The organism is Aeromonas sp. QDB39 (assembly GCF_027707585.1).
GTDB classification, from domain to species: domain Bacteria; phylum Pseudomonadota; class Gammaproteobacteria; order Enterobacterales; family Aeromonadaceae; genus Aeromonas; species Aeromonas hydrophila.
In genome coordinates this window covers 1-12,170 of record NZ_JAPCIV010000028.1, presented here as the reverse complement: position 1 = coordinate 12,170, position 12,170 = coordinate 1, and the positions used below count along the sequence as shown (strand labels likewise).

General features: G+C 62.7%; 9 protein-coding genes. 2 read left to right on the top strand and 7 right to left on the bottom strand.

Features of this window, described 5'->3' with window-relative positions:
- Positions 1-56: 56 nt before the first annotated feature.
- The 6 genes from PG899_RS16590 to yqhD form a co-directional block, all read right to left on the bottom strand.
- Positions 57-1,457, bottom strand: coding sequence for an L-cystine transporter (locus tag PG899_RS16590; RefSeq protein WP_113995698.1), 1,401 nt, complete (start codon positions 1,455-1,457; stop codon positions 57-59).
- Positions 1,458-1,622: 165 nt separating this feature from the next.
- Complete coding sequence (locus tag PG899_RS16585; RefSeq protein ID WP_162498778.1) at positions 1,623-2,930, bottom strand: L-cysteine desulfidase family protein; 1,308 nt, start codon at positions 2,928-2,930, stop codon at positions 1,623-1,625.
- A gap of 311 nt (positions 2,931-3,241) precedes the next feature.
- Positions 3,242-3,994 (bottom strand): substrate-binding periplasmic protein, encoded by a 753-nt coding sequence (locus PG899_RS16580; protein ID WP_041216801.1) that lies wholly within the window; start codon positions 3,992-3,994, stop codon positions 3,242-3,244.
- A gap of 95 nt (positions 3,995-4,089) precedes the next feature.
- Positions 4,090-5,574 (bottom strand): Re/Si-specific NAD(P)(+) transhydrogenase subunit beta, encoded by a 1,485-nt coding sequence (gene pntB, locus PG899_RS16575; RefSeq protein ID WP_041216802.1) that lies wholly within the window; start codon positions 5,572-5,574, stop codon positions 4,090-4,092.
- Between the two features lie 11 nt (positions 5,575-5,585).
- Positions 5,586-7,112, bottom strand: a complete 1,527-nt coding sequence (gene pntA / locus PG899_RS16570) for a Re/Si-specific NAD(P)(+) transhydrogenase subunit alpha (RefSeq protein ID WP_113995696.1) — start codon at positions 7,110-7,112, stop codon at positions 5,586-5,588.
- A gap of 507 nt (positions 7,113-7,619) precedes the next feature.
- Complete coding sequence (gene yqhD / locus PG899_RS16565) at positions 7,620-8,783, bottom strand: alcohol dehydrogenase (protein WP_026080327.1); 1,164 nt, start codon at positions 8,781-8,783, stop codon at positions 7,620-7,622.
- 146 nt (positions 8,784-8,929) lie between these two features.
- Here yqhD and PG899_RS16560 point away from each other — a divergent pair, with 146 nt between their 5' ends.
- Both PG899_RS16560 and PG899_RS16555 read left to right on the top strand, forming a co-directional pair.
- Entirely contained in the window at positions 8,930-9,832 is a 903-nt protein-coding gene (locus PG899_RS16560) for an AraC family transcriptional regulator (RefSeq protein ID WP_010635812.1), read from the top strand.
- A 17-nt stretch (positions 9,833-9,849) separates the two neighbouring features.
- A complete protein-coding gene (locus PG899_RS16555; RefSeq protein WP_113995695.1) occupies positions 9,850-10,362 on the top strand; it encodes a lipocalin family protein in 513 nt (170 codons plus the stop codon).
- Between the two features lie 65 nt (positions 10,363-10,427).
- On the opposite strand, the gene PG899_RS16550 is transcribed toward PG899_RS16555, so the two are convergent.
- Positions 10,428-12,170: methyl-accepting chemotaxis protein (locus PG899_RS16550; RefSeq protein WP_270697510.1), on the bottom strand; the 1,743-nt coding region annotated here is incomplete at its 5' end.

Here is a 12,170-nt window from a genome sequence, read left to right as displayed (position 1 = left end):
CCGCTCTCTTCATTGGTTGCTCGCCGGGGCAGAGTCGACTCCCCCGGACAGACGGATCAGATGGTGGACTCTTCGCCGTCCAGACACACCTCATGCTCATTGTTGAACACCGCCATGTCGGTCTCCCCCAGCAGACGGCTGGTGACGGTACCGGCGGTGATGGAGCCGGAGACGTTCAGCGCAGTACGACCCATGTCGATCAGCGGCTCGATGGAGATCAGCAGACCGGCCAGCGCCACCGGGAAGTCCAGCGCGGAGAGCACGATCAAGGCGGCGAAGGTGGCACCGCCGCCAATGCCGGCTACCCCGAAGGAGCTGACGGTGATGATGGCGATCAGGGTCATGATGAAGCCCGGATCCATGGGGTTGACCCCCACGGTAGGCGCAATCATGACCGCCAGCATGGCCGGATAGATGCCGGCGCAGCCGTTCTGGCCGATGGTGGAACCGAACGAGGCGGCGAAGTTGGCGATCCCCTCAGGAATGCCGAGCGCCTTGGTCTGGGTCTGCACGTTCATCGGGATCGAACCCGCACTGGTCCGGGAGGTGAAGGCAAAGGCCAGCACCGGCATGATCTTCTTGAGGAAGCGGGCCGGGTTGATGCCCACCAGCGCCACCAGCAGCAGGTGCACGGCGAACATGATGGCGATGGCGCCGTAGGAGGCCAGTACGAAGTTGAGCAGATTGAGGATGTCGGCGTAGTTGGAGCCGGACACCACCTTGGTCATCAGCGCCAGTACACCGTAGGGGGTGAGGCGCAGCACCAGGGTCACCATCCGCATCACGATGACGTGGGCGACCTGCATGAAGTGACCGAAGCTCGCGAAGATCTCCGGCTTCTTGCGGGCGATACCGGTGGCTGACAAACCGATGAAGATGGAGAAGATCACCACGGCGATGGTGGAAGTCTTGCGCGCGCCCGTCATGTCGAGGAAGGGGTTGGCCGGGATGAACTCCAGCACCATCTTGGCAAAGGACATGCTCTCGACACTGCCGAGGGTGGTCTGCAGGGCCGCGCCACGGGCGGTCTCGGCAGCGCCAGCGGTGAGCCCCTCGGCAGTCAGGCCGAACAGGTTGGACATCAGGATGCCCGCCCCGGCGGCAATCATGGTGGTGAAGATCAGCACGCCTATGGTCATGGCGCTGATCTTGCCGAGTGCGGTGCCGCCGTTGAGCTTGAGGATGGCCCCGATGATGGAGACCATGATGAGCGGCGTGATGATCATCTGCAGCAGCTTCACGTAGCCGCTGCCGACGATATCCAGGTAGTCGCCGGTCTGTACCAGCACGTCGGAACCGGCGCCGTAGAGCAGCTGCAGGGCGGCGCCAAACAGGATGCCCAGCCCCAGCCCCGAGAAGACCCGGCGGGTGAAGCTGACGTGGGTTTGCTGCAACCGATAGAGAAACAGCAGCAACATGACCAGGATGGCCAGATTACCTATAACGCTAAGAGTCATGACGATATTCCCCAAATGATCGGGCCGGGCCCGAGGTGTACGAGCGAGTGCCCAGTGCGCACTCTCCCCTGAAACGTGCCGCATCGTGGCGGCCCGCCCCCCGGTGTCGCCGGGGTGGCGTCAACAGGCAGAAAAACGGAGGGTGGCCTGCGCCACCCTCTTGCATCACTCGGCCTTGCCTTGTTGCTTGGCCCGCATGATGTTGATGATCTCGATATCGGTATCCAGCATCCCCTGTTTGGAGAGGCGACCCAGGTTGGCGATGGTCTGATCCACATCGTCGGAGACGATGCCTTCGCTCTGGGGCACATGCAGGTTGTTGATGGCCATCAGCGACGATTTGACTGCCGCAGAGGTGGAGGTAGAGACCTTCATGGAACAGGCGCTGCCCGCGCCGTCGCAGATGATACCGGAAACGTCGCCGATCATGTTGTTGATGCAGTGACTAATTTGCTCGAACTGGCCGCCCAGCAGCCAGGTGATGGCGGCCCCCGCCCCCATGGCAGCGGTGCTGGCGGCACAGAGGGCCGACAGCTTGTTCTGGTAGGTCTTGATGTAGATGGCCACCAGGTGGCTCATCACCAGCGCCCGGGTCAGCTGCTCGTCGCTCGCCTGGAGGAAGCGGGCAGCCGCCACCACCGGCATGGTGGCGGCAATGCCCTGGTTGCCGGAGCCCGAATTGGACATGGCGGGCAGCATGGCGCCATCCATCCGCGCATCGGAGGCGGCAGACGACAAACGCATGGCCAGGGTCATCAGATCATCGGAGAGCAGCTTGCGCTCCACCTGCTCGGTGAGGATCTTGCCGATGCGCAGGCCATAGCCCTGCAGCCCTTCATCCGCCAGCGCCTGGTTCATGGTGGCCGCCGCGCGGATAAAGTCGATCTCCGCCAGCGGCACCTGCAGGGCGAACTCGACAATCTCGCGCAGGGTCATGGTTGGCTTGCTGGAAGGCGCAGCCTGGATCTGCACGCCGGGGGCGCTGTCTTGCGCCATCAGCACCTCGCCGTCACGCTCCATCAGGATGATGCGAGTATGGTCGGTACAGATCACCACCCGGGCGCTGTGCCCCTCCACCTGTGCCAGCACCTCGGCGTAGAGCACGTCCGGCACGTCCTTCACATCCACCTTGATGGCGGGCAACAAGCTTTTGGCCTCTTCCACTTGGGCCGGGGTCAGGGCTTTGAGCACCTCCAGCCCGGCATCCGGGTTACCGCCGGTGATGCCGACGGCGGCCGCCACCGGCAGACCTATCATGCCGGTGCCCGGCACGCCGACCCCCATGCCGTTCTTGAACAGGTTGCCGCTGACCCAGACGCTGACGCGGGTCGGCACCTGCCCCAGCAGCTTGCGGCAGTTGGCCGCCGCCAGCGCCACCGACATGGGTTCGGTGCAGCCAAGGGCCGGCACCACTTCACGCTTGAGCAGGGTAATAAAGTCGGTCCATTGTGCTTTCATTGCGATGTGTCTCATGTTCACGGTGCCCGATGCGGGCTTGTCATTGTGCTGTCCACCGCGCAGTGGCGGAGCGACATATAACCAGTATGGCGGGAGATGCCGGGTCGGCTGCAGCCGGTCGAGGGCCGAGCCGATGATCGGGGCCGCCTGAGTCGTTGGGCCATCCGATCAACTTGTGGTAACTCTAAAGCAATGGGACTCAAATAAATTTGAGCCGCTTCGCTTTTTGCGCAGGCATTATGCCCAACTGGCGGTGAAGTGCCACAAAATGTGAACAAGCGCACGACAGGTCGCTGCCGACCTGGTTCAGCCGGCAGCAGGAGGCGTCAGAGCCCGTAACGGGTCAGCAGGGATTGATATTCGGGGGTCTGTTTGAACGCCTTGAGGGCGAGGGAGAACTGATAGGCCAGCCGTTCATTGCCGGGCCTGTGAGTGAAGGCGAGGAAATTGCGGTTGCTCTCACTCACCAATTTTTCGCTGTGGCCGACCTGCTCCTGCAGCCCCTGCCCCTTGAGCAGGTAACGGCCCACCATCTGGTTCATCACGACGGCATCGAGCCGTCCCGCCATCATCAGGTGCAACTGCTTGATCATGTTGCTCTCTCCGGTCATGGCCACCCGGGTAAACAGGGACGAGGTGAGGAACTCCTCGCCATAGGCGTAGTCGGCCTGGGTACCGATACGCAGCCCCTTGAGGCTGGTCAGCCCCTGGAAGTCGACGGGCCTGGCGAACGGGAAGAAGAGCACCTCCCCGCTCTGGGAGAGGGGTTCATCAGGATAGTGCAACCACTCCAGCCGGCGCTCCTCGAAGAAGGCATCGACGATGGCATCACCGCGCTGGAACCTGGCCTCCTGCAGCACCCGCTTCCAGGGCAGCACCTTGACCGTGGTCCGGTAACCCATCCGCTTGAGCACGGTGCGGGCCAGCTCCAGATCGGCACCGCCCAGGCTGCCGTCATCGAGCCGCATCACATAGGGCGGCCACAGCTCGGTCAGCAGGGTCAGGGTTGGTGGCTCGCTTGCCTGTGCCGCCCACCCCCACCAGAGGCAAAGCAGGATCCATCCTTTACGCCACACCATGCAGTGATCTCCTCTATGTATTGGCTGAGGATATACCAAAAAGTGAGTAATAAAAAAGGAGGCCGAAGCCTCCTTTTTGCTGTCCTCTCCGGCGCTTACAGCGCTTTCAGGATAGCCTCGACACTGGCCTTGGCATCGCCAAACAGCATCTGTGTGTTCTCCTTGAAGAACAGCGGGTTCTGGACACCGGCGTAACCAGTGTTCATGGAGCGCTTGAAGCCGATGACGTTCTGCGCCTTCCACACTTCCAGCACCGGCATGCCGGCGATGGGGCTGCCCGGATCTTCCATGGCGGCCGGGTTGACGGTATCGTTGGCACCGATCACCAATACGGTGTCGGTATCGCTGAAGTCTTCGTTGATCTCGTCCATTTCCAGCACGATGTCATACGGGACTTTCGCTTCCGCCAGCAGCACGTTCATGTGGCCTGGCAGACGACCTGCCACCGGGTGGATACCGAAGCGCACCTTGACGCCGCGATCACGCAGCTTCTGGGTGATTTCAGCCACCGGGTACTGAGCCTGCGCCACCGCCATGCCGTAGCCCGGGGTGATGATGACGGAGCTGGAGTTCTTCAGCAGGTCAGCCACATCTTCAGCGCTGGTTTCGCGGTATTCGCCCATCTCCTGGTCGGCCGTGGAGGCCACGCCGTCGGAACCGAAGCCACCGGCGATCACCGAGATGAAGGAGCGGTTCATCGCCTTGCACATGATGTAAGAGAGGATCGCACCGGAGGAACCCACCAGCGCACCCACCACGATCAGCAGGTCATTGGAGAGCATGAAGCCCGCCGCCGCCGCCGCCCAACCTGAGTAGGAGTTCAGCATGGAGACCACCACCGGCATGTCGGCGCCACCGATGGAGGCAACCAGGTGCCAGCCGAAAGCGAAGGCGATCAGGGTCATTACCAGCAGGGCGAAGGTAGAACCGCCCGCGTTGACGAAGTAGACCATCAGCGCCAGCGAGGCAACCACGGCCAGCAGGTTCAGCTTGTGGCGGTGCGGCAGCATCAGCGGCTTGGAGGAGATGAGGCCACGCAGCTTGCCAAACGCCACCACGGAACCGGTGAAGGTTACCGCACCGATGAAGACGCCGAGGAAGATCTCGACCAGGTGGATATTCAGCATGGCGCCGGAGAGGTGCTCGACCTGGGCTATGCTTGCCGCCTGCTCGAACGCCGCCCGGGCGGCTGCCAGAGTCGCATCCAGGTTGGAACCGACGGACACGACCACTTCAGCAGGTGCGGAGGGGTGCAGATCGATGAAGCTGTTGAAGCCCACCAGCACGGCCGCCATACCCACGAAGCTGTGCAGCACGGCCACCAGCTCGGGCATCTCGGTCATCTCGACCTTGAGCGCCAGACGCACGCCGATGGCACCGCCGATCACCATGGCCAGAATGATCCAGTGCACGCCACTGGTTTCCGGGTTGAACACGGTCGCGAGCAGGGCGATAGCCATCCCCGCAATACCAAACAGGTTGCCATGCTTGGCCGTCTCTTGCTTCGACAGTCCCGCGAGACTGAGGATGAAGAGCACGGCGGCAACGATATAGGATGCTGTTACCAGTCCTTGAGACACGTTAAACCCCCTTAATCCTTACGGAACATCTTCAGCATGCGCTGAGTGACGGTGAAGCCACCGAAGATGTTGATACTGGCAATCAGCACGGCGACGAAGGCCAATACGGTGACCAGGGTCGACCCTTGCCCAATCTGCAGCAGGGCACCGACCACGATAATGCCGGAGATGGCATTGGTGACCGACATCAGCGGCGTGTGCAGGGCGTGCGAAACGTTCCACACCACGTAGTAACCGACCACGCAGGCCAGGATGAATACGGTGAAGTGGGAGAGGAACGCCGCAGGCGCCACGGCAGCAACCCAACCGAAGGCAGCGATGCCGAGGGCACCGAACACGAACTTCTTGTTGGAGGGCTTGGCCGCTTCCTTCTTGGCAGCCGGTTTGGCGGCAGCCGGTTTTTGCGGGGCGGCAGAGACCGAGATGGCGGGCGGCGGGAAGGTCACTTCACCGGCCTGGATCACCGTCATGTTGCGCTGCACCACGTCTTCGAAGTTGATGGCAACGTTGCCGTCCTTCTCCTTGCACATCAGCTTCATCAGGTTGACCAGGTTGGTACCGTAGAGCTGGGAGGATTGGGCAGGCAGGCGGCCCGGCAGATCGGTGTAACCGATCACCTTGACGCCGTTGCCGGTGACATGCAGTTCACCCGGCACAGTGTATTCGCAGTTGCCGCCAGCCTGGGCAGCCATGTCCACGATCACCGAGCCCGGCTTCATGCTGTCCACCATCTCTTTGGTGATCAGCTTGGGTGCCGGCTTGCCCGGGATCAAGGCGGTGGTGATGATGATGTCCACTTCCTTGGCTTGCTGGGCAAACAGCGCCATCTCAGCCGCGATGAACTCCTCGCTCATCACCTTGGCGTAACCGTCGGAGGAGGAACCATCCTCGCCACCGAAGTCCAGCTTGAGGAACTCGCCACCCATGGACTCGATCTGCTCGGCCACTTCCAGACGGGTATCGAACGCACGCACGATGGCACCGAGGGAACCGGCAGTACCGATGGCGGCCAGACCGGCTACGCCGGCACCGATCACCAGTACCTTGGCGGGCGGCACCTTGCCGGCTGCGGTGATTTGGCCGGTGAAGAAGCGACCAAACTGGTGCGCGGCTTCCACCACGGCGCGATAACCACCGATGTTGGCCATGGAGGAGAGGGCATCGAGGGACTGGGCACGGGAAATCCGCGGCACCATGTCCATCGCCATCACATTGATGTTGCGCGCGGACAGCTTCTTGACCAGCTCAGGGTTCTGGGCAGGCCAGATGAAGCTCACCAGGGTGGCACCATCTTTAATTTGTGCGATCTCGGCATCGGTCGGCGCATTGACCTTGAAGATGAGGTCGGCTTGCCAGACGCTCGGCACCACGTTGGCACCGGCAGCCTCGAAGGCGGCATCATCGAAGCTGGCCAGCAGGCCGGCACCTGCCTCGATGGCGACCTCGAAGCCGAGCTTTTTCAGCTGCTCAACGGTGGCCGGGGTCGCTGCGACCCGGGTCTCACCGGCGAGACTCTCTCTCGGTATTCCAATCTGCATGACTATTCCCTGATGGTTAATAAACAATCGCTGCCCAGTGTCGCATTTCTGGCGAAACAAGACATGACCAAAGTGCAGGTCACGGGCCCTTTGTTATGAAAATCAGTAGGCTTTACCTCAACCTCCTGTCATGGCCAGGCCCCCGCTTTTCAGGCGCGAAGGTGATTAGTATCAAATTTTGGAGTTTTATTACAACCGCAGTCCCGGCGGGGCGCGTACAGAATTCAGCCCGTCCCGGACCATGATTTAAAAAAACAAACCAAATTAGCGACTTATACCAGTAAAAAGCGCTGGAAAAAGTGATCCAACCAGTCAAAAAAAATGTTTTACCGGCCCTCTATCTTAGCGCTTTTTGTTCTTACGAAATCCGCACGGATCACAGATATCGGGCCGAAAACGAAAAAAGTAACTGTTTTGTAACAGACAAGGGGCCGGCTACCCGCCAAATGAGCGGATCCGGCCCCTGCTATTTAATCGTTTCGATGGTGACGGGCCAGTGCGCCCCGTTTACCAGGCCGCCTCATAAATATGCTGGCTCTGCACCAGGTCGATATCGCCGTGCTCGCCGATGGCGGTCATGCCGTGTTCTGCCAGCTTGCCGAGCAGGGTATCAATTCCTGCGTCCGCCACGCCGTAATCCCGCAGCCGGGTCTTGACCCCCATCCGCTCGAAGAAGTCGCGGGTGGCGGCGATGGCGCCATCGATGCGCTCCGCTTCACTGCCGCTGCGCAGATCCCACACTCGCTCGGCGTATTGCAGCAGTTTGGCGTGTTTCTGCTGGCGCTTGGCCTGCAGCAGGGCCGGCAGCACCACTGCCAGGGTCTGGGCGTGGTCGAGGCCGTGCAGGGCGGTGATCTCGTGGCCCAGCATGTGGGTCGCCCAGTCCTGCGGTACGCCGGCCCCGATCAGGCCGTTCAGCGCCAGGGTGGCGCTCCACATGATGTTGGCGCGCACCTCGTAGTTTTCCGGTTCCACCAGCGCCTTGGGGCCCTCTTCCAGCAGGGTCAGCAGCAAGCCTTCGGCGAAGCGATCCTGCACCTTGGCGTTGACCGGATAGGTGAGGTACTGCTCCAGGATGTGGATGAAGGCATCCACCACCCCGTTGGCCACCTGACGGGCCGGTAGGGTGTAGGTGAGCACCGGATCGAGCACGGCGAAGCGCGGCATCACGAACGGTGAGAAGAAGTGCACCTTGTCGCCGCTGCTGCGCCGAGTCACCACGGCGCCCATGTTCATCTCGGAGCCGGTGGCTGGCAGGGTCAGCACGGCGCCGAGCGGGATGGCGGAGCGCACTTCGTTGCCCACGGTCTCGAGGATGTGCCAGGGATCCCGGGCCGGATCATAGTGGGCGGCCGCGGCGATGAACTTGGTGCCGTCGAGCACGGAGCCGCCGCCGACGGCCAGCAGGAAGTCGACCCGCTCGGCGCGGGCCAGCTCGACCGCTCCCATCAGGGTTTCATAGGTGGGGTTGGGCTCGATGCCACCGAATTCAAACAGGGTCATGCCGGCCAGCTCGCTGCGGATCTGGGCCAGCAGACCGCTGCGCACCACGCTGCCACCACCGTAGGTGATGAGGATGCGGGCATCGCGCGGCAGCTGTTCACGCAGCTGGGCGACCTGGCCCTTGCCGAACAGGATCTTGGTCGGGGTATGCAGGGTAAAGTTGTTCATCGACATTGCCTTTGTGAGTATCTGGCGGCCTGGCCGCAAAAATGTGATTGCATTTTTCTCCAGACAACCAATACCATCAAGGCAACATCCTGCTTTATTTTTGCCTATTTCTACAAAGCAGCCAAAACAGAATCCAAGAGTATCCCATGCAGACCCGCTACACCGATCTCGCCGCCAAGCTGGCCCGCCACGTCACCGCCCCCGGCATCACCCCCTCGCCGGTGGATCAGGTGAGCCTCATCTACACCACCGAATACCACGGCCGCACCCCGGTGCTCTATCAGCCGCGGATGATAGTGATCCTGCAGGGGCACAAGGTGGGCTATCTGGCGGACCAGGTGTTTCGCTACGACCCCAACCACTACCTGCTGATGACCCTGCCGCTGCCCTGCGAGTGCGAGTGCTTCGCCTCCCCCGAGCAACCCCTCATCGGCTTCTCCCTCGAGATCAATCTGGTGACCCTGCAGGAGTTGCTGCTGGAGCTGGGGGATGCCCTGCCCGCCCCTGCCCCGCAAAAGAGCGGCGTGCACTCGGTGCCCCTGTCGGAGGCCATGTTCTGCGCCGCCGAGCGGCTGATCGATCTGATGGACAAACCCCACCACGCCCGGGTGCTGGGACCGCAGACGGTGCGGGAGATGCTGTTCTACGCCCTGCACGAGGGGGGCGGCCCGGCGCTGCAGGCGCTCGCCAATCGCCACAACCATGTGGGCCAGATTGCCCGGGTGCTGCGTATGATAGAGTCGCGTTACGCCGACAACCTGACCATGGAGGAGCTGGCGCGGGAGGTGAATATGAGCGTCTCCGCCTTCCACCACCACTTCAAGGCGGTCACCGCCACCTCGCCGCTGCAGTACATCAAGTCGTTTCGCCTCCACAAGGCGCGGATGATGATGCTGCACGACGGCATCAAGGCGGGCACCGCGGCGACCAGGGTCGGCTACGAGAGCAACTCCCAGTTCAGCCGGGAGTACAAGCGCTTCTTCGGCAGCACGCCGACGGATCAGGCTTCCCGCTTTCGGGAAGGTCAGCTGCGCATCATAGAGGGATAACCAGAGAGGAATTGTTCATGCGTGCACTGCTTTGCCTGCTCACTGCTTGCCTGCTGACGGCCTGTACCGGCCTCGCCGACGGCATCCGCCCCGTTACCGGCTTCCAGCTCGACCGCTACCTCGGCACCTGGTACGAGATTGCCCGCCTCGACCACAGCTTCGAGCGGGGGCTGGAGCAGGTGAGCGCCACCTACAGCCTGCGCGACGACGGCGGGGTCAAGGTGCTCAACCGCGGCAAGCAGAGCGATGGCAGCTGGCGTGAAGCCGAGGGCAAGGCCTACTTCGTCGACAAACCGGACGAAGCACGGCTCAAGGTGAGCTTCTTCGGCCCCTTCTACGGCGGCTACAACGTCATCGAACTGGATCCCGATTACCAGCTCTCGCTGGTGACCAGCTACAACCACGACTATCTCTGGATCCTCGCTCGCTCACCCAATCCGCCCAAGGCCAACGTGGATGCGCTGGTCGCCAAGGCTAAATCGCTGGGTTTTACCACCGATCAGCTGATCTGGGTCAAGCAGACCCATTGAGCCTGTCGCAAAACAAGAAAGGGCAGCCCGCGGGCTGCCCTTTTGCATGGATGTTCGCCGGATGATCAGAGCCGGAAGCGGCCGATCTCCTGCTCCAGTCGCTCGGTCAGCCCCTTCAGCTCGGCCGCCTGCGCCGCCTCCTGATTGGCCTGCTCGGCCAGCTCCTGAGAGACGTGGCGGATATTCTCGGTGTTGCGGCTGATCTCGCTGGTGACCGAGGTCTGCTCTTCGGCCGCCGCCGCAATCTGGGTCGCCATGTCGCTGATGGCGCCGATCGCCTCGTTGATCTGCCCCAGGCTCAGGTTGGCGGACTCCGCATCCTCCACGCTGGTACCCGCCAGCTGGCGGCTGGCCTCCATGCCGCTCACCGCCCGGCGGGTGGTCTGCTGCAGGGTCTCGATCATCTGCTGGATCTCGTCGGTGGAGTCGTGGGTGCGGCGCGACAGCACCCGCACCTCGTCCGCCACTACCGCAAAACCGCGGCCCTGCTCGCCGGCCCGAGCGGCCTCGATGGCGGCGTTGAGCGCCAGCAGGTTGGTCTGCTCGGCGATACCGCTGATGGTGGCCAGAATGCCGCTGATCTTCTGGGCGTGGGCATCCAGCTCCACAATGATCTGGCTGGCGTCGGCCACTTCGTCCGCCAGCCCTGTGATGCTGCGCTGGCTCTGGCCGACCTGCGACTGACCGGCCACCGCCAGCTTGACCGCATCGCCCGAGGTGGTGGCGGCAAACTCGGCGTTGCCGGCGATCTCCTGGGTGGCGGAGGCCATCTCGGTTACCGCAGTCGCCACCATCACGATCTCGTCTTGCTGCTGGCGCACCCGCTGGCTGCGGGACTGGGCGCCGGCTGCCTGGGAGCGGGACTGGGCCGCCAGCTCGACGGTGACGTCCCGCAGCCGGCTGACAATGCCGTGCAGCCGCGCCACGAACTGATTGAAGCTCTCCGCCAGCTGACCTACCTCATCCTTGCTGCGAGTGTTGATGTGCACCGTGAGGTCCCCCTCGCCGTGAGCGATGTCGTGCAGCGCACCAGCCACCCGGCCCAGATCGGCAAACAGATACTTGAACATGGCGGTGAGCAGGGCGCTGAACACCAGCATCAGCACCAGAGTCAGCCCCACCAACTGCCACAGCAGGGTGGCAAGCGGCGCCTCCAGCACGTCGCGATACATCACCATGGCCAGCAGCCAGTCGGTGCCCGCCACCGGCTGCACCGCCAGCAGCACGTCACGCCCGTCCAGGGTGGCGGCGTGCAACTCGTTGTTCTCACGGCCCCACTGCTGGAAGGTGGCCGCCGACAGGTCGGGGGAGAGCTCACCAATCTGCTTGAGCGCCAGCTCCTTGTTGGGGTGGCCGACGATGAGACCGCTGCTGTCGAGCAGCATGGCGTACCCCTCGCCCTGCACCTGCATCGCCAGCACCTCGTCGATCAGCTTGTCGAGCGCCAGGTTGGCCCCCACGGCGCCGACCAGTTCGCCCTGATGCAGCACCGGCTCGGAGAGGGTGACCACCAGCTTCTGCATGGTGACGCTGACATAGGGAGCGGTGACGATGAGCTGCCCCGCCTTCACCGCGTCCTGATACCAGGGCCGCTCGCGCGGGTCATAGTTGCCGGTGTTGAGGGAGGGGTCCTGGCGGATCATCACCCCCTGGGTCGAACCAAAGTAGGTGAGGCCGAAGCCGCCCGAGGTGTAGGCCTGCTTCAGGTGCGGCACCAGCTCGGCCTGCGGGTGGATTTGACCCCATAGATCCAGACACTTTTTCCCGCTTAGGGTTGTGATACCCGACTGCGCAGAAATTCCCGTGGT